The organism is Acetobacter vaccinii (assembly GCF_008365315.1).
GTDB lineage: Bacteria > Pseudomonadota > Alphaproteobacteria > Acetobacterales > Acetobacteraceae > Acetobacter > Acetobacter vaccinii.
Map to the genome: position 1 here is coordinate 148,820 of NZ_CP043506.1, position 26,272 is coordinate 175,091.

The 26,272-nt window shown below is 57.0% G+C and carries 19 protein-coding genes; 2 read left to right on the forward strand and 17 right to left on the reverse strand.

What is annotated here, in order from left to right:
* Positions 1–13 precede the first annotated feature (13 nt).
* The 6 genes from FLP30_RS00665 to FLP30_RS00690 form a co-directional block, all read right to left on the reverse strand.
* Positions 14–1,624 (reverse strand): efflux transporter outer membrane subunit, encoded by a 1,611-nt coding sequence (locus FLP30_RS00665; RefSeq protein WP_149277889.1) that lies wholly within the window; start codon positions 1,622–1,624, stop codon positions 14–16.
* Positions 1,621–2,889 (reverse strand): efflux RND transporter periplasmic adaptor subunit, encoded by a 1,269-nt coding sequence (locus FLP30_RS00670; RefSeq protein WP_149277890.1) that lies wholly within the window; start codon positions 2,887–2,889, stop codon positions 1,621–1,623. Before FLP30_RS00670 ends, FLP30_RS00665 begins: the two co-directional genes overlap by 4 nt.
* Positions 2,886–6,059 (reverse strand): efflux RND transporter permease subunit, encoded by a 3,174-nt coding sequence (locus FLP30_RS00675; protein ID WP_149277891.1) that lies wholly within the window; start codon positions 6,057–6,059, stop codon positions 2,886–2,888. The genes FLP30_RS00670 and FLP30_RS00675 overlap by 4 nt, the downstream gene beginning before the upstream one ends.
* Before the next feature lie 129 nt (positions 6,060–6,188).
* On the reverse strand, positions 6,189–7,550 hold the full coding sequence (locus FLP30_RS00680) for a sensor histidine kinase (RefSeq protein ID WP_149277892.1): 1,362 nt from the start codon (positions 7,548–7,550) through the stop codon (positions 6,189–6,191).
* Complete coding sequence (locus FLP30_RS00685) at positions 7,537–8,250, reverse strand: response regulator transcription factor (RefSeq protein WP_149277893.1); 714 nt, start codon at positions 8,248–8,250, stop codon at positions 7,537–7,539. The genes FLP30_RS00680 and FLP30_RS00685 overlap by 14 nt, the downstream gene beginning before the upstream one ends.
* A 21-nt stretch (positions 8,251–8,271) precedes the next feature.
* Positions 8,272–9,543, reverse strand: a complete 1,272-nt coding sequence (locus FLP30_RS00690) for a DNA recombination protein RmuC (protein ID WP_149277894.1) — start codon at positions 9,541–9,543, stop codon at positions 8,272–8,274.
* Positions 9,544–9,720: 177 nt separating this feature from the next.
* Between FLP30_RS00690 and FLP30_RS00695 the strand changes: the two genes are divergently transcribed.
* Entirely contained in the window at positions 9,721–10,992 is a 1,272-nt protein-coding gene (locus FLP30_RS00695; RefSeq protein ID WP_149277895.1) for an MFS transporter, read from the forward strand.
* Between the two features lie 183 nt (positions 10,993–11,175).
* Here the strand turns inward: FLP30_RS00695 and FLP30_RS00700 are convergent, their stop codons facing one another.
* The 10 genes from FLP30_RS00700 to tssE form a co-directional block, all read right to left on the reverse strand.
* The gene (locus FLP30_RS00700; protein WP_149277896.1) at positions 11,176–13,362 is read right to left on the reverse strand and encodes a sensor domain-containing protein; all 2,187 of its coding nucleotides are present in this window, start codon (positions 13,360–13,362) and stop codon (positions 11,176–11,178) included.
* A 387-nt stretch (positions 13,363–13,749) separates the two neighbouring features.
* On the reverse strand, positions 13,750–14,226 hold the full coding sequence (locus tag FLP30_RS00705; protein ID WP_149277897.1) for a MarR family winged helix-turn-helix transcriptional regulator: 477 nt from the start codon (positions 14,224–14,226) through the stop codon (positions 13,750–13,752).
* A gap of 184 nt (positions 14,227–14,410) precedes the next feature.
* Complete coding sequence (locus tag FLP30_RS00710; protein ID WP_149277898.1) at positions 14,411–15,784, reverse strand: DUF2169 family type VI secretion system accessory protein; 1,374 nt, start codon at positions 15,782–15,784, stop codon at positions 14,411–14,413.
* 49 nt (positions 15,785–15,833) lie between these two features.
* Positions 15,834–17,420, reverse strand: coding sequence for a hypothetical protein (locus tag FLP30_RS00715; protein WP_149277899.1), 1,587 nt, complete (start codon positions 17,418–17,420; stop codon positions 15,834–15,836).
* A gap of 35 nt (positions 17,421–17,455) precedes the next feature.
* Positions 17,456–17,851, reverse strand: coding sequence for a DUF4280 domain-containing protein (locus tag FLP30_RS00720; RefSeq protein ID WP_149277900.1), 396 nt, complete (start codon positions 17,849–17,851; stop codon positions 17,456–17,458).
* 36 nt (positions 17,852–17,887) lie between these two features.
* Positions 17,888–19,717 carry a contractile injection system protein, VgrG/Pvc8 family gene (locus tag FLP30_RS00725; RefSeq protein WP_149277901.1) on the reverse strand — a complete coding sequence of 610 codons (1,830 nt, stop codon included), beginning with the start codon at positions 19,715–19,717 and terminating at the stop codon, positions 17,888–17,890.
* Between the two features lie 111 nt (positions 19,718–19,828).
* Entirely contained in the window at positions 19,829–20,341 is a 513-nt protein-coding gene (locus tag FLP30_RS00730; RefSeq protein ID WP_149277902.1) for an Hcp family type VI secretion system effector, read from the reverse strand.
* 382 nt (positions 20,342–20,723) lie between these two features.
* Positions 20,724–21,728: a type VI secretion system baseplate subunit TssG gene (tssG, locus tag FLP30_RS00735; protein WP_149277903.1), complete on the reverse strand. Its 1,005-nt coding sequence runs from the start codon at positions 21,726–21,728 to the stop codon at positions 20,724–20,726.
* Entirely contained in the window at positions 21,725–23,473 is a 1,749-nt protein-coding gene (gene tssF, locus FLP30_RS00740) for a type VI secretion system baseplate subunit TssF (RefSeq protein WP_149277904.1), read from the reverse strand. Before tssF ends, tssG begins: the two co-directional genes overlap by 4 nt.
* A gap of 15 nt (positions 23,474–23,488) precedes the next feature.
* Positions 23,489–23,896 carry a type VI secretion system baseplate subunit TssE gene (gene tssE, locus FLP30_RS00745; protein WP_149277905.1) on the reverse strand — a complete coding sequence of 136 codons (408 nt, stop codon included), beginning with the start codon at positions 23,894–23,896 and terminating at the stop codon, positions 23,489–23,491.
* Between tssE and FLP30_RS14210 the strand changes: the two genes are divergently transcribed.
* The gene (locus tag FLP30_RS14210; protein ID WP_168200022.1) at positions 23,895–24,656 is read left to right on the forward strand and encodes a lytic transglycosylase domain-containing protein; all 762 of its coding nucleotides are present in this window, start codon (positions 23,895–23,897) and stop codon (positions 24,654–24,656) included. The two genes, tssE and FLP30_RS14210, sit on opposite strands and share 2 nt — an antisense overlap.
* 102 nt (positions 24,657–24,758) lie before the next feature.
* Here FLP30_RS14210 and tssC read toward each other — a convergent pair whose 3' ends face one another.
* Positions 24,759–26,240, reverse strand: a complete 1,482-nt coding sequence (gene tssC, locus FLP30_RS00755) for a type VI secretion system contractile sheath large subunit (protein WP_149277907.1) — start codon at positions 26,238–26,240, stop codon at positions 24,759–24,761.
* Positions 26,241–26,272: the final 32 nt, after the last annotated feature.

Consider the following 26,272-nt stretch of genomic DNA (forward strand, 5'->3'; position numbering starts at 1 on the left):
AGGAAAGGCGCGCTTACCGGGCCTTGGGCGTGCTGTCAAGCCCTGACGCCCCCTGCCTCATCAGATTGGCGGACGCCGGGTCGCGCTCGGTGCTGATCCCCCCGGCGGCAGGGGCATGCCGCAGGTGACTGTAATCCAGCGGCCCGAACGGCATGATCGCCCGCGCCCCATCGGGCAGGCTTGCACGTGACCAGCCACCCCCAAGTGCGCGCACAAGCTGCACATGGGCGTCCACCTCACGTGTCTGAGCCTGCACGAGGGAGATCCGGGCATTCAGGGCTGCAACCTGCGCGACAACGACATCAAGATAATTGGTCAGCCCGCCGGTATAGAGGGCCATAGTCATACCCTGCGTGCGTACGGCGGCATCCACCGCACTTTTTTCCTGCTCGACCTGTGTTTTCAGGCGTCCAGAACGGGTCAGATTATCTTCCACCTCCCGGAAGGCATCCAGCACGGTGCCGCGATAAATATCTTCCGCCTGCCGGTACTGAGACCAGCTCCGCTGAAGGTCAGCCCGCCGCAACCCACCCTGAAACAGGGGCACAACCGCACTGGCACCAAACTGGTACATGGCATTGTAAAGCGAGGCGAGGTCAAACCCGTTATCCATGAAGCCTGTCATGGCATTGAATGTCACATGCGGATAAAACGCCGCACGCGACACCCCGATGGCCCGATTGGCCTGGGCCATGCGCCTTTCTGCCATGGCAATATCGGGCCTACGCTCCAGCAAGGTGGAGGGCAGCACCAGAGGCGGTGTGCTTACCTGAAAGGGCAGACTGTCAACCGGAGCGATGTGGAAGCTGGCGGGCGCCTGATTAACCAGCACCGCTATGGTATGCTCCATGACATCGCGCTGCGACTTGATGTCAGTTTCCTGCGCCTGTGTGGCATAAAGCTGCGCTTCGGCCCGCGAGACATCCATACCTGGGGCAATGGCCCCTGACAGACGCAGCTTGGTCACCTCCACCGCCGCCTGATAATAGCGTATGGCGCTGCGGTAGACAGCTGCCTGAGCATCCAGCCCCCGCAGCAGCACGTAGTCACTGGCCAGTTCCGCCTGAATACTCAACCGCGAGAGGGCAAACTGGGCGGCCTGCTCCTGCACACCCTGTTCAGCCATACGGGTGCGGTTGCGGATAGCGGACCAGAAATCCGGCTCCCAGCTTGCCGTGGCCGAATACTGCTCCGACGACATATACATAGGCCCGGTGGCCCCGGCACCACGCCAGAGCCTATGGGCCGACCCCTTGTATTTCTGGCCGCTCGCCATGCCATTAAGCTGGGGGTACAGGTGCGACCGCGCCTCCATGGCCAGATCACGCGCCTGAAGGAAAATTTCCGCCTGCGCCTGAATGTCCGGATTAAGGCGCATCGCCTGATCTTCCAGCGCATTCAGTTGGGCGTCACCCAGCATGCTCCACCAGTCATGCCGCAAGGCGGCATCATCCGGGTGGGCGGGTTTGAAAATACCCGTGCCCTCCCAATTGTCTGGCAGCACAAATTTTTCAGGCTTGTACCGTGGCGCAAGGTCGCAACCAACAAGCAGGCTACCCGCACACCCCAGCAGGATACCGCGCGCCACAAACCCAAGACCACGGCGCGGACCATGCACCCTCATGGCTTGTGCTCCGCTGGCGGCTTGGTGTCGTGCGCAGCCTCATCGACCGACTCATCTGCGCGTGAGCCATACCCCAGTGCGCCGGGGACAAGGCGGACTTTCTGCCCATCCAGAATACCGGCATCCGGGTTGTTGATGACCCGGTCGGTCTTCTTCAACCCTTTGCGGATCTGGATTGTCTTGCCGTAGTTGGTGCCTACCGTTACCGGCACCAGACGCACGCGGCCTGAATCATCCACCAGCGCCACCTCCGCACCATCGGCACGGAACAGGATGGCACCCAGAGGCAGTGTCAGTTCATTGGGGTCACCGGGGGCGTGGAATGTGGCGGTCGCATAGGCGTTGGGCCAGAGTTCCCCATCCTTGTTGTCCAGCAGGAGTTCCGTCGTCACCGTGCGGGTGGCCGGGTTAAAGGCCGTGGCATTGGCCAGGAAACGGGCATGGAATGTGCGTTCGGGATATTGCGGCACATTCAGCTCCGCCTCCAGACGGGGCGTGATAATGTCCGAGTAATCCTGCGGCACGGCCACAAAAACACGCATGGCATGCACATCGGCCACGCTGAACAGTTCTGTCGCCTGCCCACGGGCTGTGACATCACCCCGCCCGGCGTTGACATAGTCCCCCACGTCCGCAAGGCGGGTTGTGACGATGCCGTCAAACGGGGCAACAATTTTCTTGAACCCTTCCAGCGCCGCATACCGCTCAACATCGTGCTGCGCGGCTTCCATTTGTGCCTGCTGAGCTTCAGCATTGGCAGCCTGCACGTCCACTTCCTGCTGTGACACAGCCTGTGTGCCTTGCAGGGCTTTCCAGCGTTTGGCTGTTATCTGGGCCAGACGATAGCGTGCCGCCGCCACATTGTAATTGGCCTTGGCCGCCGCATATTCCGCATCCAGGCCGGGTGTATCAATTTCGGCCAGCACGTCGCCCGCCTTTACCCGTGCGCCAAAGTCCTTGTACCACATTTTCACATAGCCCGAGACCTGGGCGTAAATGGGGGCCTGGTACCAAGCCGCAATATTGGCAGGCAACGACAGGGTGCGCTCGGTTGGCCCCGGCTGGGGGGTAATGACCTGCACTGTGGGGATGGCGTTCTGCTCTGCCTCACCCGCAAGCTGCACAAAAGCCGTGTGCCGCTGGGCTATGCCCACCACAGCCAGAAGAGCTGCCACCCCGGCAACGGCCAGATAGCCTGCCTTTCTCCGCCGGGCTGCCTGCGATGCGGGGGCCTGCCCGGTGCTGTCGTTCTGATCCGGGCTCATACCCTACCCTCCTCTTGGGCTGTCGTGGCCCGATGTTTCCTGCCGTGCACCATGGTGAACACACACGGCACAAAAAGTAGCGTTGCCAGGGTGGCCACAATCAGCCCCCCCATGACCGCCCTGCCCAGCGGCGCATTCTGGGAATTGCTCAGCGACATGGGCAGCATGCCGATAATCATGGCCGAGGCCGTCATCAAAACAGGCCGTATCCGCTCAAACCCGGCTTCCAGCGCCGCCAGAAAGGCATCGCCATGTTCGGCCAGCCTTTCCCGCGCGAAGGACACCACCAGAATGGCATTGGCCGTGGCCGTGCCCATGCACATGATAGCCCCCGTCAGCGCAGGCACCGACAGCGGTGTGTGGGTCAGGAACAGGCTCCATGCGATACCGGCAAGTGCTCCCGGCAACGCCGTGATGATAATGAACGGGTCCAGCCAGGACTGAAAATTGACAACAATCAGCAGGTAAACCAGCAGGATGGACAGGCCGAGCCCCCCCACAAGCTGGGTATAGGCGCTGTTCATCGTCACAGCCTGCCCCCGCACGACCAGAGTTGACCCCTGCGGCAGGTCAGCCTGGGACTGGGCGACAATGTCATTCACCTCATGCGAGACCTCACCCAGATCAAGCCCCACATTGCTGGCGTAGATGTCGAACACCGGCATGATGTTGTAGTGCGCGACCTCTGCGGGAGTGCCGACCTGCTCGATCTTGCTCAGCCCGCCCAGTATCTGCGGTGTCTTGCCATCAGGATTGCCATCCCCCTTGTCTATGGGGGTCAGTTCCAGATCATTCAGGCTTTGCAGGAAGGGCGCAGGCGTCTGAATATCAATCAGATGGGAGACGCCGGTCGTTGTATCCAGCCAGTACACCTGCCCGACCTGCGAACTGCCCGACAGGGACACCAGTGCATTGTTGGCAACATCTGCCTCGGTAATACCGGTGCCCAGAGCGTAAATACGCCGCACATTCACCCGCAGGGTCGGGGTTGTCATGGGCTGCTGGACAAACACGTCAACCAGCCCCGGCACACGGCGCAGCCTTGCTGCCAGCTTGTTGGCAAACGCAAAATTACCTGCAAGATCGCGCCCCATCACCTGCACATCCAGCGGGGCTGGCAGGCCGAAGTTCAGGATCTTGGCGGTCAGGTCACCCGGCTGGAAGGAAAACTGCGTGCCGGGAAAAGCCTCTGCCAGACTGTGCCGCAGGCGCTGTCGGTATTCCGCCACCGGCGCTTCTGCACTTTTAAGCGCGATCGTAATGTCGCAGTCCTGCGTGCCGACCGATGGTGTGGGCAGATAGGCCTGATTAAGCGCGCTGAATGGCAGGCCGCAATTGTCCACCAGGCTTTCCACCTGCCCCGGCAGAGTGCGCATGATCTCCTGATTGACCAGTTGGGATATTCTGCCGGACTCTTCGAGCCGCGTGCCAATGGGCGCGCGCATGTGCATGGCAATAACGTCGGAATCCACCTCGGGGAAAAAGTCCCGCCCGACAAAATATAGCAGCCCCAGAGACCCGACACTGCACAGGACAAAGATCGGCACAAACCGCTTGCGCACTGTCAGCAGGTGCAACAGCAGTTCGCGGTACTGCACCCGAAAGCGCTCAAACCCGTTCTGAAAGCCGCGCTGGAAACGGCCAAACACGCTTTTGGGCTCGCCGCCCCCATGGGCATGGGCCGCGACCTGAGCCGCCAGCATGTATTTGGCCATGGTCGGCACCAGAGTACGCGATAGGATGAACGAGGCCAGCATGGCAAAAATAATGGCTTCCGCCATGGGCATAAACAGCCAGCCCGCAACCCCTGTCAGTTGGAACAGTGGCATCCAGACAATGCAGATGCACAAGGTCGAGACAAAGGTGGGAATAACGATCTGATTAGCGGCGTCGATAATAGCGTTTTCGAGGTCTTTCCCCATTTCCAGATGGGCATCAATATTCTCGATCATCACCGTCGCATCATCCACAAGGATACCGACGGCAAGCGCCAGCCCCCCCAGTGTCATGACGTTGATGGTCTGCCCCGCCCAGCCCAGCGCAATAATGGAGCACAGCATGGCCAGCGGGATGGAGGTGGCAATAATAACCGTGGAACGCCACGAACCAAGGAACAGCAACACCACAAGCCCGGTCAGACACGCGGCGGTCAGCATTTCCCGCAGCACGTCGTGGACTGATTCCTTAACAAAGATCGAGGCGTCATTCAGCACCCGGATACTGACCCCCGGCGGCAGGGTCCGCACAATGCCCGGCAGTGCCGATTTAATGCCCGCCGCCACATCCAGGGTCGAGGCATCACCACTTTTCATGACGACAATCAGAACGCCCTGCTGCCCTTTGACCAGCACCAGGTTGGTCTGTGGTGGTCCGCCTCGGTGCACCCAGGCTACATCACGCAATCGGACGACAGAATTGCCCATCTGCTTGATGGGCACATCATTCAGATCCTCCATCGCGCGGGGGGAGGCATTGGTCTGCACCATCCAGTCAAACGGGCCTATGCGCTGGTCACCGGCGGGAAGCACAATGTTCTGACTATTCAATGCGCGGGAGACATCAACCGGGGACAGGCTGTGCGCCAGCAGTTTGATGGGGTCCAGATCAACCATCACATTCCCCGGCTGCCCGCCGTACGGGTTGGGAATGGCCGACCCCGGCACGGACACCAGCGCCGGACGGATGAGGTTGGACGCCATGTCGTAGATTTCGGACGCGGTCATGGAGGTCGATGAGACCTGCAACGTCATAACTGGCACCGACGATGCATTATACGCCAGGATCAACGGTGGAGTAGACCCGGTTGGCATCTGCTTGATCACCGTTTGCGAGACGGAGGTGATCTGGGTCTGCGCCACCGATGTATCGGTGCCCGGCTGGAAGAAGATCTTGACGATCCCGCGCCCGTAATAGGACTGGCTTTCAATATGCTCGATATTGTTGACCGTGGCTGTCAGCGCGCGTTCATAATAATAAATGACGCGGCCCGACATATCCTCGGGCATCAGGCCGGAATACTGCCAGACAACAGCCACCACCGGCACGCGGATGTTGGGAAAGACATCGGTCGGTGTGCTGAAAACGGACCTGAGACCGAATACGACGATCAGGATCGCCAGCACCACAAAGGTATAGGGCCTTTTAAGGGCTGTAATGACAATCCCGTTCATAGGAGGAAACCCCGCAACGAAACGGGAATAGGAAGCAGCGCTATATTAATACCCATAAACCCCAGCAATGCACATAAACTCCCGCCCGACCAGTGAAAATTGGATGAACCCCTGCGCACAGCGGCCACCCTACGTTGGGAAAACAATCCGGAAACAGGTGCCCACACCGTGCGTTCCGGTCTCGATACTGACAGAGGCTTCATGCAGGTGGGCAATGGCGCTGACCAGGCTCAGGCCAAGCCCGCTGCCCGGCACATGCCTGCTTTTGTCAGAACGGTAAAAACGCGACAGAACAACCTGCCGTTCTTCCGGGGCTATGCCTACTCCGGTATCTGTCACCATCAGCATGGCACAGCCCGGCGCACTGCCGAAATCAAGGGTAATGCTGCCGCCTTCAGGGGTGAACTTGATGGCATTGTCCACCAGATTGGCCAGCATTTCTATCAGCAGGTGCCTGTCACCCCAAACCTGCACAACCGTGGACTGAGGGTGCTTTAACAGCCGCTTACCCTCCATTTCCGCAATGGGTTCGTACAGGTCGAAAACATCCTCCACCAGTTCCCCTAGGGAGACCTCGGCAAAGCCCTCCGTGCGGCGGCTGTTCTCCAGTTCGGCAATCCGCAACAGGGCGGTGATAATGCCCAGACACTGGTCCAGATCATCCACAGCACGGCTCATGGCCGCTTTCTGCCCTTCCACCCCATCCCCCGCAGCCACAGCGCGTTCCAGCCGCGCCCGCACCCGGGACAGGGGGGTGCGCAGGTCGTGGGCAATGTCGTTGCCCACTTCACGCATGCCGTCCATCAGATGTTCCAGCCTGTCGAGCATGCGGTTCACGCTCCCGGCCAGTCGTTCCACATCATCCCGCTCTTTGGCGGCGGGCAGGCGCTCGTGGATATCACCCGCCATGATGCGGTCTATCGCCTCGTGCATATCCTTGACGCGGGACAAGGCACGGTGGCTGAGCACAATGCCCAGAAACAACGCGAACATGAATGTCGGGGCCGCAGCCACCAGCATTGTGTGCCGCAGCATCAGCTTCTGTTCCGCCAGAAGGTGGAAGCTGCGGCCAAGCACCAGCACCGTGCCGTTGGACAGCGTAACAGCCAGAAGGCGCAGGGGGTAAGGGTCACCCTCCTCCGGATAAATCCTGACGTTATGCGGCTTGCCATCGGGCTTGAGGCCATGCGGCCATGTGTGCATGTCGCCCGCTATCAACGCATGCCCTGGGTCAAACAGACCCACACTGCTGATAAGCAGCCGCAGGTCGCCCGTTGCACGCCTGCGGATGACATATTCCAGATGTTCGGGCGACATCTGGGACAAAAGTTCGGCCTCGCCTTCCAGAATTTCGGTGGAGCGGCGGGATTCCACAGCTTCCATCTGGGCATAGACCAGACCGAACTGCATGATCATGACACCAGCCATGGCGGCCAGCGCCATGAGCGTGATGCGAAAAGTTGCGGTGCGGAAAAGTTCAGTCAGAAACACGCAACTGGAACCCTGCCCCCCGGATACTCTGGATCAGGGGTTCCTCCCCCGGCACATCGATCTTGCGGCGCAGCTTGCCGATATGCACGTCCACCAGGTTGGTGCGAGGGATGAAACGATACTGCCAGACATCCTCCAGCAGCATGGAGCGGGTCAGCACCTGTCCGGGCCTGCGCATGAGGTATTCCAGCAGCCGGAACTCCCTTGGCAGCAGGTCAATCTCACGCCCGTCACGCCAGACACGCCGCTCGATCAGGTCCATTTCCAGCGGGCCTGCGCGCAGCTTGGTCACGCGCGTGTCATCCGGGCGGCGGAGCAGAGCTTCCAACCGGGCGATCAGTTCCTCGGCTGCAAAGGGTTTTGTCAGGTAATCATCCCCGCCCGCCTTCAGCCCGCTCACGCGGTCATCAACAGCCGACAGGGCCGAAAGCACCAGCACCGGGGTGCGCACACCCTGCTGGCGCATGTTCTCGATCACGCTCAACCCATCCATACCGGGCAGAAGACGGTCCACAACCATGACATCGGCTTCGCCCAGCAAGGCGGTTTCCAGCCCTGTGTCACCCCGCGCTGCGTGGCGCACAAAAAAACCGCGGGCCTTCAGTTCGCCTATGACTTCTTCCGCGATCGCGCTGTCATCTTCGATCAGAAGAACCGTTCTGCCTTCCTGTTCCTGGAATGCGGTATCCTCTTTCGCCATATCCACCTTCCTGTTCCATCCTTACTGTGATGCCGCCATGTCCCCCGCTGCGCCAGTAAATTCGATTTCAGAGTCATCCCCTTCAGGCGTGCTGCCTGTGGGTTCATCCATATCTTTCAGTCTGCGGCTGACAACACGCGTGCGCCTGCGGGCCTCCTCGATCGAAAAGGACATGGCCTGGGCATTTTTGGCCAGCTTGTCCAAAACGGCGTCCATACGCAGCATTTCCTGCCGTGTTGAACCCAGCAGACGGGCAATGGTTTCCGTTCTTTCCTCCAGCGCCAGCGTCACATACCCCAGATGGATGGTTCTGAGCATGGCGGGCATGAGTGCTGGCCCCATGATCATGATCCGGAACTGGCGGCCGATTTCATCAATCAGCCCCGGAATACGTGCGACCTCTGTGTAAAGCCCATCTGTTGGCAGGTAGAGCACCGCAAACTCCACGGTCTGCGGAGGGTGGATGTATTTTGTCGCAATCTTGCGGGCTTCCAGCCGCACTGTGCTTTCCAGCGATTTGCGGGCGGCCTTTTCGGCCGCGGCATTGCCTTCCTCCGCTGCGTTCAGCAACCGCTCATACGCTTCGGTGGGGAATTTGCTGTCCAGTGGCATCAGCGGTGGTGTTGTGGAGCGCACAGGCATACGGATGGCAAATTCAACCACCTCGTTGCCCGTGCCCAGCCGCACGTTACTTTCATAGGCCTCGGGTGGCAGCACATCGTCAAGAATGGAGCGCAACTGGGCCTCCCCCCAGCCACCCCGCGTCTTGACGTTGCCAAACAGCCGCTTGAGGTCGCTGATCTGCGCGGTCATGGCCTGAACTTCGCCCATGGCTTTCTGCATGGCCGAAAACTGCTCCAGCACACGCTGGAACGATGTCTGCATCTGGCGCTCCACCGCCTGATGCAACTGCTCTGTCACCGCTGTGCGTATGGTTTCGATCTGCCGGGCCGATGTTTCCGCCAGAGCCTGCAAGGACTGCGCCTGTGCTGCGCGGGCCTCGGCCTGCTCCCGCCCCATGGCACCGGCCAGTGCGCCCAGTTGTTCAGCCAGAGCCGAGCGCATTCTTTCCGTGCGCTCCCCCATGCCCCGCTCCATCTCAGCCAGAGCCGAACGTTGGGAGGCGGTTTCCGAACGGGTGATGGCGGTTTCCCGCTCGATCATGACATACAGGCGGGCCAGCAGGTCTGAATCCGCGCTGCCTTTTTCCTTCCGCCCCAGCAGCAGGGCCAAGGACACGCCAAGAACCACCCCACCAATCAGTGCGCATACAAGAACAATTAAAGAACTCATAGCCTGTTTTGTCTCATGTCCAGGCCAAGGGCAAGTATCCTTTACACGTCTTGCTTACATGCCCACACGACCCCGTGCCCCCTGCTGACAATGGCCGAAAAAAAATGATAAGCCATAGCCTCACACCAGGCATGTTCAGAACACAGAACAACACGCTGAACATCAGAGGAGCGGAATTTGAACACACTGCAACGCATCCGCGGCATGCTTGCTGGCTCGGCTGGCAACCTGCTGGAGTATTTTGACTGGTATGTCTACTCCTCCTTCACAATCTACTTTGCCCATGCCTTTTTCCCGCATGGCAACCAGACCGCCGAACTGCTGAACGCTGCCGCAGTCTTTGCCGTGGGCTTTCTCATGCGCCCGGTCGGTGGCTGGCTGCTGGGCATGGCGGCCGATAAATATGGCAGGCGGCAGGCGCTCAGCTTTTCCGTGCTGGCAATGTGCCTTGGCTCGCTCTCCATCGCGGTTTGCCCCACCTATGCCCAGATCGGCCTGCTGTCGCCTGTGATCCTTGTCTGCGCACGCCTATTACAGGGCCTGAGCCTGGGGGGAGAATACGGGGCCTCCGCCACCTATCTGGCCGAGGTAGCAACACCCCAGAACCGGGGCTTCTGGTCTGGCTTCCTGTATGTCACGCTGGTCATGGGGCAGTTGCTGGCCCTGCTGCTGCTACTGTTCATGCAGTATGTGCTGCTGACCCCGCAGCAGATTGAGGACTGGGGCTGGCGCATTCCCTTCCTGATTGGTGCGTGCGGGGCTGTGCTTGTGTTCTGGCTGCGCCGCAACATGGTGGAAAGCGACAGCTTTGAAAAATCCCGCCAGAAGAATGATACAGGTGGCCTTGCCGTTATGCTGCAATACTGGCCTGCCGTGCTGCGGGTTTGCGGGCTGACACTGGGGGGCACGGTCGCCTTTTACACCTACACCATTTACATGCAGAAATACCTGGCCAACAGCCTGCACTTCTCGCGTGAGAGTGCGACCCTGATCTCGGCCCTCAGCCTGCTGGTCTTTGCCGCCATACAGCCCGTTTTTGGTGCCGTGTCTGACAAAATAGGCCGTAAACCTCTGCTGCTGTTTTTTGGCTTTGGCGCAACGCTGTGCACAGCCCCCCTGCTCGCCCTGCTCTCTCATGCCTCCTCCGCCTGGATGGCGTTTGGGCTGATTGTTGCTGCGCTGGTTGTGGCCTCGGGCTACACCTCGATCAACGCCATTGTTAAGGCCGAGCTTTTCCCAACCCGTGTGCGTGCCTTGGGGGTTGCGTTCCCCTATGCGCTGACAGTCTCGATCTTTGGTGGAACGACAGAATACATTGCCCTGTGGTTCAAACACATTGGGCATGAAAGCTGGTTTGCCTGGTATGTTTCAGCCTGTGCTGCGGTAACGCTGATAACCGTCCTGACCCTGCCCCGCATTGACCGGATTTCGGAAGAACAAAAATCCTGACAAACTACCGAGCAGGCAAGGCCATCGCCTTGCCTGTCAGCTGTCACAAAGGGCGCGGAGACATGCAGGAGCCGAGCCTTAACGGGCCTGTGGCTTCTTGAGACGGAATACTCAGCCCGTCCTATCAAACCGTAAAAATAGACCGTGGAGAAGGAGGCTGGCCTAGACCCACCTCCTTACCGTTCAGTCCTTGCTGGCAAAGGCCTTCATCCACGGCCCTATATCTGCCGGGGGCATGGGTCTGCCGAACAGATAGCCCTGCATGACATCGCACCCGATTTCTGACAGCTTGGCTTCCTGCGTGGCGTCTTCCACACCTTCCGTCACAACCCGCACGCCCAGGCGCTTACCAATGGTAATGGCGGCCTCAGTCACGATCAGGGAACTGACATCCTGCCCAAAGTTCATGACAAAGCTGCGGTCAATCTTGATCTCGGTCAGAGGTAGTTGTGCCAAGCGGGACAAGGACGAAAAGCCTGTCCCAAAGTCATCCAGCGACAGGCCAACCCCTATCTCGCGAATAGCGGCGAGAATGGCTTTGCTCTGCGCTGTCTGATGCATCATCGCACCTTCTGTAATCTCGATTGTCAGGCGTTCGGGGGCCAGTTGGTATTTGCTCAGCAGGTCTGCGATATCCCGGTCCAGCCCCGGCACGGCAAACTGCGCAGCCGAGACATTGACGCTGACCACAGGCACCACAATACCCGCCTGATCCCATTCGACCATCTGGCGGCAGGCTTCCTCCATCGACCAGCGGCCCAGAGCTTCGATCTGTCCGGTCTCTTCCGCGATCGGGATAAAACGTGCCGGAGAGATGGCCCCAAGCGTTGAATGCCGCCAGCGCGACAACGCCTCCACCCCGTATAACGTGCGCGAACCGTTGCAGATCTGGGGTTGGTAAAACAGCTTGAGTTCCGAATTGCGGATCGCCCGACGCAATGCGGAACCAATAATCAGACGTGAGCGAACCTCATCATTCACAACCGTATCGAGCAGGCGGAAACTGCCACGCGCGGTCTTTTTGGCGTCGCGCATGGCCACTTCAGCATGGGTGAAAATCTGCTCAACTTCCCTGCCATCATCAGGGTAAAGGCTGATCCCAATGCTGAAGGACAATACGAGTTCCTGCCCGTTGACCTCAATCGGCTCTGTCATGGCCACTGTCAGGCTCTCGGCAAAGCTGCTGGCAATGTCACGGTTGCCTTCGGGAATGACAATGACAAAGTCATCCCCACCCAGACGGCTGATAATGAAGTTGCTCCGGCATTGCATGGACAGGCGCTGGGCCACATTGCGCAGCACCGCATCGCCCTGGTCATGCCCAAGGAAATTATTGATGTCCTGAAACAGGTCCAGATCCAGCACCAGCAAAGCAAATGGCTGGGGGGTTTCCTGCGACGTCATCCGCTTGAGTATGGCTGACAAAGACGTACGGTTTAGCAACCCAGTCAGAGAGTCATAACGGCCCAGGCGACGCAGGCGCTGCTGTGTTTTGCCTTTTTCAATAATCGCCGCACAGGACGGCACGCAGCCTGAGACAATTTTCTGGGGCCAGTCGGTCAGCTTGTCGCGGTTGCGGGAGTAGAGGGCAAAAATCCCCACCAGTTCTCCCGCATGATTGCAAATAGCCGAAGCCCAGCAATCCAGCAGTTCCAGTTCCTGCCCGTCATCCATGCCCCCTAGCCAGACCAGGGCCCGGGCCTCCTCCGGCTGGGCGATCAGGGCGGCAACATCCGCATCGGTCAGGGTCAGGCGCATAAGCATGCTGACCTTGCGCCTTGGCAGGCCCTCACCCGACAGAATTTCCAGCCCGCGGTCTTCTGTCACCTGCAAGAGGGTTGCCACAGTATTGGGCACCAGCTTTTCGGCCTCGGCACACAATCTGTCGGCAATGTCCTGCTCGGTTGCATCACCTGCAAGCTGGGTAAAAACCTGGCTCTGAAGCTCCAGCAACTTACGGCGGTGGCTTTCCTCGCTCATACCTTTAACAAAAGCCATGTAATAACGATGCTTTTCCGGCCCGATCAGAGCTGTTGAAATGGACATTTCGGCGGCCACATAATCACCCGTGCTACGGGTAAATGTGACCTCGCGCGATGTGCCGACAATGCGGTTGACGCCTGTCTGGCGGTTTTGATCAATATAGCCGTCATGACGACCCTGATGTTCCATGGGCACAAGGCAACTTACGTTGCGGCCCACGACCTCAGCAGCTGGCACACCCCACAATCGCTCTGCTGCATCATTAAAAAACACAACTCTATTGTTGTGATCTATAATAATAACCCCATCCGCTGCCTGCTGAAGCATGTCAGCATAGAGCGCGATATCGTGCAAAACTGCCACTTCTGGCGCTGAGGGCAAAGACATTATGCAACCTTAAGGATGAGACAGCTCAAATTTTTGATAATGTGCGGCTGGCGGGTGGAGAGGACCGCTCACCTCAAGCGTTACGGCTTTTCACACGCTATTCATCTTTTAGAAAGTTGTTAAGCTTTTTTTTCTTAATGCAAATATAGCATTTCTGGGCTTGACTATTGCAATAAACCATAGTGCAAAAAAAACAATTGTTTGCCATAACAACAGCATCGGCACCGCCGAGCGATTAACCTACTGTATCATCTGTTTAGTGTAGAGTTAAAGTCACTCTATTATATTGAAATTTAAAACAAGATCATATTAATAAACTAATACTTTTATGGAAAATATAAAAGTATGAATAAAATAAAAATAGAATTGAAAGTTTCGTTCCTGAACTTACTCACCAAGACGAATACTATTGGCTAAATTATGGAGAGACTGCACAAGGCTGTCTTTTTCTTGCTCAGTCCACATTTGTAGGGCATTGCCCAGGACCTGCTCGCACGCCGCATCAATCCGGGCCACGATATCATGCCCCGCTGACGTTATAACGGCCTGACGACTACGTCGATCAGCAGTGCTACAGCGCCGTACCACCAGGGCCAGACTTTCCAGCTTGGCAAGCTGGCGGCTGACTGTGGTGTAATCACGCCCCACACGCTCAGCCAGCTCCACCACACCAACCGGGCCACAACGGTCAACCAGCGCCAGAAGTGGAAACAAAGTACGGTCAAGCCGGATACCCGCTTCGCGGATAACCATTTCCTCCCGCAAGACACCGTTCAGCATGCCCATCACATCCAGCAATGCGCCATGCAGCGACCGCAGGCGGGCGTCTTTCTGGTTCTTTTGGTCCTGGTTACCCGCTATCATGCCGCATACTCCATATGGGCACCATACATACAAAAACCATTCCAAAAATAAAGGCGTATTACAATCGACTGAACACGCAAAAAATAACGCCTGTTCAGCCCTTGGGTTTTTCCACTTTCAGGAAAATTTATTTATTTCTTTAAAAGAACAATAATCACACCACAACATTACCTGCAAATAACGCTCAGGCTCCCTCCGACTTCTCAGCAACAGATTTGAGCAGCCCCTGATAATCCTGTTCCATTTTTGCCAGCAGAGCTTCCATATGCTCCATGGCCGCCTTTTCCATCTCTTCAACAGACGACAGGTTTGTAAGTTTGCTTCTGATATCTGCGGGCATTTTTTCATTCCCCAGAAGGGACTGAATGTCCTGCATTGCATCCGTATGTGCGTCAGCCAGAAGTTTGGCGTTTCTGGCGGCTGTCTTTTCTGCCTTGGCCAGTTTGGCTGACAGAAGCTTATCAAAGTCCGATTTTGCCTTGGCCTTGGCAGCGGCTTCTGCCTTAAGCATCTGTGCTGTCAGCTCGTCTGCCAGTGCCTGTGCCGTTTCCGGGCCTGCGCGTTTGCGGCCTCGGCAGACAACCTTCGCGATCTCATTACCATTGGCTGCACCAGGCACCACAGCGCGCCAGAGCAGTACCATTTCCTCAAGGTCAGGCCGCACAATCAACGTGTCGAGCCGTAGCGCCAAAGGCTGTGCACGGGTGGCACCCCGCAGCACGACAGCAGCGTAAGGCACAAAGTCCGGCAGGCCACATTCCAGCACTTTGTGACGTGGATGCATGTTATAAAGCTTCAGTAGTTCGCTGCCTGTTGGCTCGCCTTCCGCCTGCTGCCCGTCGGGGGCGGCATTTGTATAGCTTGGATCGTAATCCTTGGGGGGCAAGGGAGCCCGAAACAACCCCCAGCGGCGATCACGCTTACCCAGCTTACTGCGGCGCTGCTCAAACATCGGGGGCACCGGCGCCAGATTAACAGGCTGGGGCCGTGCATCCGGCGTCCAGGCCGGATCATTCATGCCCTCAATCATCGGCAGGTGATAAACCCCAGTACCTGAGGGGGCTCCCTCTTCACCCTCCACATCTTGACCAAGACCGAAAGGATTACGGGCGTCATCCAACCCGCCTGCGCTATACTCCCACCGCAGAGGCAGGTTTTGCAGGGGTTCAGGCCGGGTCACATGCCAGTGGCCGCCTGCATCCCTGACTGCCTGCCGGGCACCGACAATGCGCACCGCTTTTTCCATCGGCCCGAACTTAAAACCCGCCATCGACTGGCTAACAGGCAGACCATCGGGCGCGAAAAAAGACCCCAGAACAATAAAATCCAGATTAGGCTTGAATAACTCCAGATCACTCGGCCATGCCAGACTACGGCCAATATCATCACGAAATGGCGTATCTTCCATGAACATCGGCGGTCTGGAATGGAAAACGGCCGTTCCTGCCTGAACCAGCCTGAAGCACCCTTTAACAACAATGCTACAGGCCTGTTCTCTGTCACCCAATGCACCGTCAACTGATTTCAAAACCAGAGGGGTATCGTTTTCGACCAGCATAACCGTCAATCCATTGCTCAAAGGGCTATTATAGGCACCATCACGCTCCCTAACTGGCTTTGACCGCCATGGGCGTCACTTTCAGACTTGTAGCACTTGTTGCCAACTCGGCCTGCATAGGGGCATGCACTGTCGCACTGTCTGCCCCCAACTGCACATTAGCCCCTTCCTGTTTGCCAACAGCAAGCACACTTGCGCGCGTGGCAGCGGCAGTACTTTCGGCAGCTGTCACTGCCTGCTGCGCGGCTATCAGAGCAGTTTCAATCGCCTCTTTTACCGCAACAGCAGCCATGCTTTCTGCTGCCTGCTCCGCGCTCAACGCACTCTCTGCCGCTGCTACGGGCGCAGGTGCTGCATCTGGCGCTTGTGAAAGCGAAGGCGGTACAGCAGCAGTCGCATCGTCCATAGCCCCCTCTGCCCGTACAAGCTCCCGTTGAGCCGCAGCCTGCGCCACGTTACTTTGCACAACACTCGCAGCCGCAGCCGTTGCCACCACAGTTGCTTCTGTCGCCAGCATTTCCACTGCTTCGCCAGTAACCGTCACGGCGGCACCACCACCTTGCGCCATGCCAATCGTCGCGCCACTGTCCGTAGCAAAATTAAAGCTCGTCCCGTTCATTGTAATATCTGTGCCTGTAAAAGCGATCTTGCCATCTTTGCTCAACTGGATCCGGGCAGCACCGCAGGCAATCAGAACACTGTCTGCATCCATTTCCAGACCGACACCATCAACCCCGACGATCCCTTTTATGGCCGCCGCCTTGGTTTTGTAGCGCAATCCAATGGATAAAATGAGTGACAGCAGCAATATGGCGTCACGCGACTGGGTCAGAGCAAAAATAGTCTCCAGACGCGGCTTAACCGTCTTTGTCTTCTGGCTCTGGGTAATGCTTTCAGCCAAAGCAATTGTTGCAAGTTGCAAAAACTGGTTGGCACTCTGGAGAAGGAGTGCACTGCGCTCGTCCGCCGTCTTCAACGTTGAGAGTATGCTCGCTGGCGGGGGCTCTCTCACCACCATGGTAATTTCATTGCCAGCCTGCATGTTGACACTCTCAGCCTTGACGATCGTCTGTGCGGACTGACAGTGGGCGAAGAGTTTCCCTACACGAAAAAAATCCGCTTTAATCGCAGTTTCAAGTGCTGACTGGCTTTTGAGCGAGTAGGAAATGCCGCCCACACTGGCCATACTCAGAGTATTACTATGGGAAAACGTCCCCCCCACGACTGTCGAACTTGTCGCGCCAACAGTAAACTGGTCTGCCTTACCAAAGTTGTAGCCATACCCGTAGCCGTTATCGCTCCAAGCAATATTTTTCAGAGCGCCACTATTGGTATAGTTAAACGTTACATTGGCACCGAAAACATCGCTCCGTTTTTCTGCGGTAACAAGCGTGTACTTCGCGCTGTAAAGAGACGTCGCACTGTTTGAATACAGCAGAATACCATTATTCCACAATGCCGTCCCTTTGCTGCCCTGACCAGAAGGGTAATCAGCAATTGGAGTGGCTACGTCTTTTTCAACACTGGCATCAAACACACCAAGCCGGATCAGACTATTGATCTTCTGCCCGCCAGAATCAGGGACTGCCGTTAAAATGCTTGCCGTATCAGATGATTTTTCTGATGTATCGGACATACGTCATATCCTTCACCACGCAGATGCCACGAAGTTCACTGACTCTGGACAAGCGTTTCCATAGGGGCCTGCACCGAAATCTCTCCACCCCATGCACACAGGCATTTGCTTTTTACCGTAGCCAGGGCAACCCCGTTCCATGTCATGACCGGATCTGTCGGAGCCCAGGGCTGGGCGACAACAGGCACACAGGGCATAGGGGTCAAAACCCCCATTGCGGCTGACGTTGCCGAGGCCACTGTCGGATTGGACAGGCTCTGACACATGCCAAATGGCGGAATATTGGCCCCTGGGGCAATATCTGTTGCGATACCTGCGGAAAAAGCGTTGAGGATGACGGGCTTGCCCGGCAGGTTGAGTGTCTGGAACACGCTGGGAGCCATGCCAAACGTGCATCGCAACGGGCAGCCGTTTGTCAGAATTTCCGTCATGCTTGCGCTCCCTTCCCAAACAGCCCTGTGCTGGCCTTAGTCCTTGAAACGCATGATCAGGCCAGAACGGGTCCTGATCTCGTTAACAGAGGCTGTCTCCTGCCCGACGAGGCTGGTCTGCGTGTTATAATCAGGGGCCACCCCGATAATGGAAGGCCTGTTAGGGTCCCCATTATTAAATGCCACCAGCACTGCTGTATCCGCCAGAAGTGGAAAGTGCACACCAACATTTTTGCCGCCATAAAGCGTGGCAAGCGGCATGGGCAGTAACACAGCATCGGGCTCTCGCGTGGACTGGCCAGTGCCGCCAAACAGAACCATCGCAACACCCGGCAGCTTGACGCTGTAAAACCCTTCCTGACTTAACGGTGAAGGTGCAGGTTTATCCAGGTTTTTAGCAGAATCCGGGCGTTTACTGGCCCCAAAGTCCCCTGGTGGCACAACAACACCACGCAAGAACCCACTGATACGGGGCTCCGCCTTCTCTACCACTGGGTGATAAGGAGCGCTGGCTTCTATGGCCTCAAAATGCACTTTGCAGAAGGACCTGGTCTCTGCCAGATCACCCACCATAAGGGGGGCCAGTTCAGGCGGTGTAAACTGGCACGAATGGACAGTCTTTGTGGCTATATAGCTTGGTGCATCATCGTGTTCGGCGGTGCCGGTTATGTTTTCGTCCCCCACACCCCACACGACCTTAAAGCTCATCCCAGCCCACAAAGACAGATCAGGGGTAACGCCTGTCACACGTCGCTTGTGCGCCTGCCCAGCATGAAAACGCCTTTCAGCAATTGTCTTGCCCCATAATTTGGCATAATCGCTTGCAATTCTGGCCCCCGAAGGGTCCTGCCCCCCTTTGGGTCTGAAATACTGGGCCTGAAATACGCCAGTATCATACTCAATAGTTTCCCCCAGAGTGGCAAAGGACGCACTGTTACCAATGACCTGCAAGTCTGCGGTAGAGGTCTGGGCTTCTCCATCGTGAGTATAATAATTCCAGTCCCGCAAGGACACCTTGTCCTGCACCAGACCCTGCGACCACCCAACCTGATAAACAATAAAGTCTGCTTCTTCATCTGCCGTTGTCGGCGCATCTGGGCAGCTACCCGACTTGAATCTAAAAACCCGAGGGTGCTGAGGAAAACTGTCTTTATTGACTGCAAAGATCAGTTTTTCTGTCATATCGGCATCATCGGCCTGCCGCTCGGCACTGCTGAACCAGAATGCGCCGTACTGCGCTGTCACCCGTGTGAGAAAATCCAGATCATTTTCATCATACTGCAAAACAGATGCGATCATGGGCGTATCGCATTTCAGCATCGCGGCTGTATTTTGCTCGAATGTGACGGTGCCTTTTAGCTGCTCACATTTAAAATCCAGATCAGCCGTTTGCAGGCCTTCACGCGGCAAGGTGCAGACAGCCTTGACCAGCCGTTCCAGATCATGCTCCCACTGATTGGGTGGGGCTTCATAGTTTTCATTACGCCACAGCGTCCGACGATGAAAATACGCCAGCGCTTCCAGCTTTGAAGCAACACGCACACGATACCAGAAACGATGTGTGGAGCCCTCGTCCACCCCACGGGCAGCGGGAAACTCCCTTACAAATTCAATATCAGTGATCATTCCTGCAAGGGTTGTGTGTCTTTGGTTGATGTTTTCACCAAAGCCAACCAGAGCACTTTCACGCAGGGTCTCTTTTGCAACAATGCGCGTTGAGCAGAACAGATCAACCCAGGCAGAAAAACAGGTGGAAATAGCCTGCGTCACTTCTAGCCGGAATAGTGAAAATTCACCGACACAGGAGGGAAGCTGGACAAAAACACGCACCCTGCTGTTTTCTTCCCCGCCATATACGACCGACATGCCCCGCCCCTTCCAGCTATTTTTCTTTACGCACTACTCAGGCACATACCCTTAAAATAGAAAGTCCGGCAGCCCGCAAAAGCTGCCGGACCCATAAGAATGTATCCCGGATCAGGACTTGGGCTTACGCCAGTCGTCAGCACCAGACGTGCCAGCAACTGCGTGTGTCACTTCGATCTTGCGATACGTAAAATGCAGTTCATCCATATCACGGAAGGCAGCGTTGTCCGGGTCCAGAGCGAGCGGGGTGTAGGCCTTGTAGTCAACCGCGATAGCATCCGTAAACTTGACCGTATAATACTTTTCCTGCCGGCCCATGCTGGAGGTGCGGTAATAGGTTGCCTCAATCTGCAGCACTTCGCCCGATGCAATGGCGTTCAGCAGCAGAGGGGAGGATTTATCGACATATTTGGTCAGGGATGCAGGCAGATGCACGCGCTGGCCTGTAACCTGACCGCTCTGCGGGTCACGCGGCAGGGTCACGTTATAGGTCATGGCCTGACAGAAGGCTTCGTCTTCATGTCCTTCCTGATAGATATTGCCAACGCTATCAGCAGTGAACGCACCTTTTGTGATTTCACCCTGAGAAGAACCCGAAATTTTGACGTACAGAGGCTGTGACATGGCTTTAAAGCTCCCGATTACAGACTATCTTCCAGCCTTCCCGCTCTACATGCCGCGCTTATGCTGCAATGTAATGGAACGCTTAGGTAACGCCCCATTAACCACCCAGCATGATTACGTTGTCAACCCAAAAAGATGAAGAATTATATTAAAATAAACCAAAAACTTTGTATGCTAAGCAATAATATTGTTAAATTCAGGACACTATTAGTCCGATCAACACAACACAGACTTTGTAATATCACACAGCCTTCCGTATTTTTCTAAGGGCAACATTTTAGTTTAATTCGATTTCGAAACTAACGTGACACATCATTACAGAGACATATTTACAAAAGCACCTACAGTCCTTGCATAGGGAAATCCTGCCCTATCGTCGGATTTATACAAATCCAACATCAATCGCCTGCTCTCCCTGCGGGCTTAGCCAACTTGTCCAGCCCAGATGACTTTCCCCCAACCGGAAAGCCGCGTTTGCAGCCTGCTCAATCACAACGTCAATGCGGCAGGCCAGAGGGTCGCGCATGATCGTGCGGGTAAAGGCACACAGTGCGCTGTGCCGCTCCCCTCCCGGCAAAAGGGCCTGCAAAGCCTCAGAATCCTGCGCCGTAATCGTAATGGCAATCGTCGTGCTGGTGTCCTCAAAGCTTTCACCCAGCCTGAGGCCCTGCCCCAACGCCACCCCCGCCGCACCCGGCAGAAACTGAGCAGCGCGCGGCAATACAATCCGCCTGAGGACACCCTCTACCACCCTCACGGTCATGCCCATGTAAGCGGACAGAATACGCTCCAGCACAGGGGCCGAACGTTCGTACTGCGACAGCAGCCCGCTCAGCGGCAGCAGCCGCAAACATTCCTTATCCGACAAAACCGCGCTATCCAGCCCCCCCAGCGCCAGAAATGGTTGGGCAAAGGCTTTGACATCAGCATTGCGAAACTGCGCGTACAGGTGACAATGCCGCCAGATATCCCCCAGAATATGGACAAGCGGATTCCCGAACAGATCAAGCAGGTCGCGGATGTTATCGGCCGCCTGACCACCAGCCAGTACCCGCTCTGTCCAGAAATTCGGCAACGGTGAGGACGTGCCATAAAACCCCAGGAAAGTGACTTCTGCTTCCAGCGGCCAATCTTCGCTCTCCGGCAAGGCCTTCAGGCTGGCGACTTCACCACCAGGAAAGCCAAAGGACGGGAAAGAACGAAACAGAATGGAATCCCGGAAAGGAGTTTTGCGCCCGGTCTTTTCCATTTCACGTCGGGCGTACGCCTGAGCAAAGCGTAGCAGGTTAGGAAACGCAAGCTGTCCGGGGTCTGGCAACTGGGGCAGCACCTCCACTTCTGGAGTGTCGGCCGCTAATGCCTGCGGGTTGTCATCATCCTCTGTCATGACAGGCTTGTCCGCCCCTGCCGCACAGGAAAAACAAAGCGGATATTGCCGTAGGTATCATGCACCTCCAGGCACCAGACGGAATTGACCGAGGCATAAACACCCAGGAATGCGTCCATAGCCGTGGCAAACAGATAAAGCTCCTCCAGGCTGGAAAACCCCGTCCGTTGCAGTTCTATAATGGTGCGCCGCCCCCGCACGGGGGTGCCCCGCAGAATGTGGTCAAATGCCTCAGTCCGAACAGCAGCAAGCGAGGCCAGCATATTCTGACTTTTCAGTCGGGCCTGCTCATTTGCCTTGGCGCGGAAGTCATGCGCTTCAATCAGCAGGCGCAGGGCATCCACATTGTCCAATGGCTGAAGGGTCCGCAGCAGCCCGCTTACCAGACGCCACAGAATACTGCTCTGCAAGGGCGGTGACACACCCGCATAAACCGGCACAATATTACGGACCTGGGTAATGCCCATAACCCCGCCGCCCATGCGGCATATGCCCCCCACCGGCACTCTGGCGGCCAATGCCCCGTTGGTACACAGCAGGGACGAGCTGACAACGTCCATCTGCGGCACCACGGTATGGTCTTTCATATCCATGAAACTCAGCCATGTTTCACTCCCATACCCGATAACAGCCTGCCGGATATGGGCGGAATAGCAGTAGCCAGCTTCATCCGCGTTCACCTGGGTAAAGGCGTTGAAGTTCTGGATGGGAATATCCCCCTTATACCCCCGTCTGCGACCCCATACGGCACTGATATTGAAGATCTGCGCCTGTGCAGCATACGGCAGGGCGGGCAGCAGCAGATATTCCACCCGGTCCTGTGCAGGGCGGATAGGCTGACCATCACAGCGGAAAAGATTGACCACCGGCACGCAGTTCAAGCGCAGGTCTTCCGGTCCCAGTTCCACCGGCAGTTCCAGCCTGCTGCGAAAGGTCAGGACAAAGGTGACCTCGCCCGCGGGCAATGCCACATCCGCCGGGATCGCAGGCAGGTCAACAAACAGGAAACGATCGGGGAAAGCCAGATATTCCAGCAAAATCCGGTAGGCCGGGGCACAATTGGCAGGCCATGGCAGCATGGCCTCACTCTCGGCAAAACCCGCCTGACTGATCGCAGAGCCAAGATGATGCGGGCGGTCCCCCAGCATGACCTCAACCGATGCCAGACCGGTCATCAGCATATGCAGCAGTATCCGCCCCGAGCGCTGGTCCCTGCCGCCCCCCAGAAACAAACGCAGCTTCTGGCTAGCCAGCTTCTGGGTCGACGCCCCCGGTTGCATGGAAAGCGTTACATACAGCCGCGTTATACCCGCATTTTCCTGCTGCCTGACCCCCGACACCACGGCAGGCACCAAAGGGACATCCCCGCAGGTCTGGAACGAACAGACCGAGGATTCAACGGGCACTGACAGCACCTCACTGCCAGAGGGCAGCACCGTATCGTGCCCCTCCTTTGCAGGGGTCAATTCAACAATGGACATCGCAGGCAGCGGACGCAGATAGTACGGTGCCAGCAGCGCCATGACGCCATGGGCCAGTTCGGGCAGACCTTCCTCCAGGCGCTGGCGTAGCTTGGCGGTCAGGAAGGCAAAAGCCTCCATCAGCCGTTCGATATCCGGGTCGTGGGACTGCTGGGACAAAAGCCCCGCAATCTGGGGGTTAGCCCGCCCGAATGCCGACCCGAGTTCTCTCAGATACGCCAGTTCATCTTCATAATAGCGCCTGTTGGAAATTTTCTCCTCCATGCCCTGCTGCCCTTCCTATTGCGAGATACGCACCTGGCCGTTCTGGCTTATCTGAGTATCCACCTTTATTTTTCTGCCACCATCAGGCGTTTCCAACACAACATGAATGGCAAAGCCAATCGTGCCGGGTTTGTCCCTGTCAGGAATGTAGCGGACGTTCACATGGCTCAGCCGGGGTTCGAATTTGGTGATCTGTGAGGCAATTTCTGCTTCCAGCAGCGGGATTGCATCCGTAAAACTGCCCAGCGCGCTGTTCAGATCGACCATGCCATAATCAGAGCGGATGGAAACACTACCCTTGCGGATGTTAAAAAGTTCACGAAGATGGCTGAGGACATCCGCCAGAATATCGTTCAGGTCCGGCTGGCGCTGCCGGGCCTCTTCACTATCGCTGATACGCGACAGCAACCGACGCTCAAACATGACACTGCCCCTTCGCTACTACGTTACCCTGCTGCTGGCCCTGTTTGTGACGTATCATGCTCCGGCCCATGCGCTGGCCCCACCGCAGGCGGGTGCGCGCCTTTACCAGGCGGCCATAACGCTGGAAATGCACGCCACCACACCAGACGATGCCACCCACGTCATGCGCCTGCTGTGCGATGCTGCGGGGGAAGGAGACGGACGGGCAACCCGGCTGATAGTCTCCTGGTTGCTGGACCCCAACGGCCCGGAATACCAGCCCGGCCTGGCGGCACAGTGGTTGCGGCGTAGTCAGGGCGCACATATTGGCCTGCCTGCCTGCCCGCTGGACCACGATACCGCGCTGATGAAAGACATGGCCACCCTGCCCCGGCTGATCAGCCTGACCGCACAGCAGGAAGGCGTGGACAGCAGGCTGGTGCGGGCTGTCATTCAGGTAGAAAGTGCATTCCGGCCCAAGGCCGTCTCGCAACGCGGGGCTGTGGGGCTGATGCAGCTGATGCCCGGCACCGCGCAGGATGTTGGCACGCAGGACCGTTTTGACATTGCCGACAATATCCGTGGTGGCACCCGTTACCTGGCCAGCCTGCTGCGCCGCTATAACAATGTTACGGGGCTGGCGCTGGCGGCCTATAATGCAGGCCCGGCCCCTGTGGACAAATGCCTGTGCATACCGCCTATTCTTGAAACCCGGCATTACGTGCAACAGGTTCTCTCCGCCTATGCCACCATGCCCCTGCACCCGCCAAGCTGGCAGTAGGCAACACCACCCAGGCAGTCAGACAGCCCGGCAACAGCCGTCACTATCCCAAGATGCCCCCTTGCAGACCACAACAGCCTGCAAGAGGGAAACACCAACGCGTTACGACTTGTCGAGCTTGCCGACCAGAGAGAGCGTGAAATCCGACCCCATGTATTTGAAGTGCGGCTGCACGGCCATGGACACCCTGTACCAGCCGGGTTCACCCTCAACATCCGACACCGTGATTTCTGCACGGCGCAGCGGACGCCTGCTCCGCACTTCGGATGACGGATTTTCCTGGTCCGACACATACTGACGCAGCCAGTTGCCCAGTTCGGTCTGGAGTTCGGCCGCACTCTTCCAGCTACCAATATTCTCACGCTGTAGAACTTTGATGTAGTGCGCCAGACGGTTGATGATGAACATATACGGAAGCTGCGTGCCCAGCTTATAGTTCAGCTCTGCTTCCTTGCCCTCCGACGTCGTGCCAAAAAATTTCGGCTTCTGGGCGGAATTGGCCGAGAAGAAGGCGGCATTATCGCTGCCCTTGCGCATGGTCAGCGCAATAAAGCCCTGCTCAGCAAATTCAAATTCCCGCCGGTCGGATACCAGTACTTCTGTCGGTATCTTGGTTTCTGACTGGCCCATCACCTCATAGGTGTGCAGGGGCAGGTCTTCCACCGCGCCACCGCTTTGCGGTCCAATGATGTTGGGGGCCCAACGATAATTGGCAAAGCTGTCGTTCAGGCGGGTTGCAAACGCAAACGCGGCGTTACACCAGACGTAATTTTCTGTTTTGCCATCTGTCTTTTCTTCAAAATTGAAGTTTTCGACAGGCACGGTCGCCGCGCCATAGGGCAGGCGCGCAAGAAAACGCGGCAGTGTCAGGCCAAAATAGCGGCTGTCCTCACTGGCGCGGAAGCTGTTCCATTTGGCGTATTTCGGACCTTCGAAGATTGCTTCAAGATCTTTCAGACGGGACACTTCCTCAAAGTTGGAAACGCCAAAGAACTCGGGCGCGGGCGATGCAATAACCGGCGCGTGCGCCATGGCCCCGACAGCCGAGCTATACTGCATCAGTTTGACGTCCTGACCGCCGGGCGTAAACTGATAGTTGGCAATGATTGCCGCAAATGGCTTACCACCAAACTGGCCAAATTCATCAACATAAACATGTTTGTACAGGCCGGACTGCACCACTTCCGGCGCATCTTCGAAATCCTGCAACAGATCGTTTTTCGAGACGTTGAGTACCTCGATCTTGATGTTCTGGCGGAAGTCTGTCCGATCCACCACAAACTTCAGCCCGCGCCATGCAGACTCAAGGGACTGAAAGTCCGGGTGGTGCATAATGGCGTTAACCTGATCCGACAGCTTGGCGTCGATCATGGCAATCATCTGATCAACCACAGCACCCTGCACGCGCTGGTCGGCATGGGAGGGTTTGACAATTTCAGCCAGGAACGCGGCAACGCCCTTGCGGGCCTCTTCATACCCATCCTCTGTCGGGGACAGGCGGGTTTCAGCCAGCACCTGCTCCAGCAGGGACAGTTCCTGCGTTTCTTCTGTGGCGGCGGCCCCTGACGAGACTGATTCAGACATAATGGTCTTCCCTTTTTAACTGGCCCTGCTGT

Excerpts from the sequence above, each read along its gene's own strand:
- FLP30_RS00725 (WP_149277901.1), bottom strand. The coding sequence starts at position 19,717 with ATGTCGGTCGTATATGGCGGGGAAGAAAACAGCAGGGTGCGTGTTTTT.
- FLP30_RS00675 (WP_149277891.1), bottom strand. The coding sequence starts at position 6,059 with ATGAACGGGATTGTCATTACAGCCCTTAAAAGGCCCTATACCTTTGTG.
- FLP30_RS00685 (WP_149277893.1), bottom strand. The coding sequence starts at position 8,250 with ATGGCGAAAGAGGATACCGCATTCCAGGAACAGGAAGGCAGAACGGTT.
- FLP30_RS00690 (WP_149277894.1), bottom strand. The coding sequence starts at position 9,543 with ATGAGTTCTTTAATTGTTCTTGTATGCGCACTGATTGGTGGGGTGGTT.
- FLP30_RS14210 (WP_168200022.1), top strand. The coding sequence starts at position 23,895 with ATGACACTGCCCCTTCGCTACTACGTTACCCTGCTGCTGGCCCTGTTT.
- FLP30_RS00715 (WP_149277899.1), bottom strand. The coding sequence starts at position 17,420 with ATGTCCGATACATCAGAAAAATCATCTGATACGGCAAGCATTTTAACG.
- FLP30_RS00730 (WP_149277902.1), bottom strand. The coding sequence starts at position 20,341 with ATGTCACAGCCTCTGTACGTCAAAATTTCGGGTTCTTCTCAGGGTGAA.
- FLP30_RS00665 (WP_149277889.1), bottom strand. The coding sequence starts at position 1,624 with ATGAGGGTGCATGGTCCGCGCCGTGGTCTTGGGTTTGTGGCGCGCGGT.
- tssF (WP_149277904.1), bottom strand. The coding sequence starts at position 23,473 with ATGGAGGAGAAAATTTCCAACAGGCGCTATTATGAAGATGAACTGGCG.
- tssC (WP_149277907.1), bottom strand. The coding sequence starts at position 26,240 with ATGTCTGAATCAGTCTCGTCAGGGGCCGCCGCCACAGAAGAAACGCAG.
- FLP30_RS00705 (WP_149277897.1), bottom strand. The coding sequence starts at position 14,226 with ATGATAGCGGGTAACCAGGACCAAAAGAACCAGAAAGACGCCCGCCTG.
- FLP30_RS00700 (WP_149277896.1), bottom strand. The coding sequence starts at position 13,362 with ATGTCTTTGCCCTCAGCGCCAGAAGTGGCAGTTTTGCACGATATCGCG.
- tssE (WP_149277905.1), bottom strand. The coding sequence starts at position 23,896 with ATGTTTGAGCGTCGGTTGCTGTCGCGTATCAGCGATAGTGAAGAGGCC.
- tssG (WP_149277903.1), bottom strand. The coding sequence starts at position 21,728 with ATGACAGAGGATGATGACAACCCGCAGGCATTAGCGGCCGACACTCCA.
- FLP30_RS00710 (WP_149277898.1), bottom strand. The coding sequence starts at position 15,784 with ATGCTGGTCGAAAACGATACCCCTCTGGTTTTGAAATCAGTTGACGGT.
- FLP30_RS00720 (WP_149277900.1), bottom strand. The coding sequence starts at position 17,851 with ATGACGGAAATTCTGACAAACGGCTGCCCGTTGCGATGCACGTTTGGC.
- FLP30_RS00670 (WP_149277890.1), bottom strand. The coding sequence starts at position 2,889 with ATGAGCCCGGATCAGAACGACAGCACCGGGCAGGCCCCCGCATCGCAG.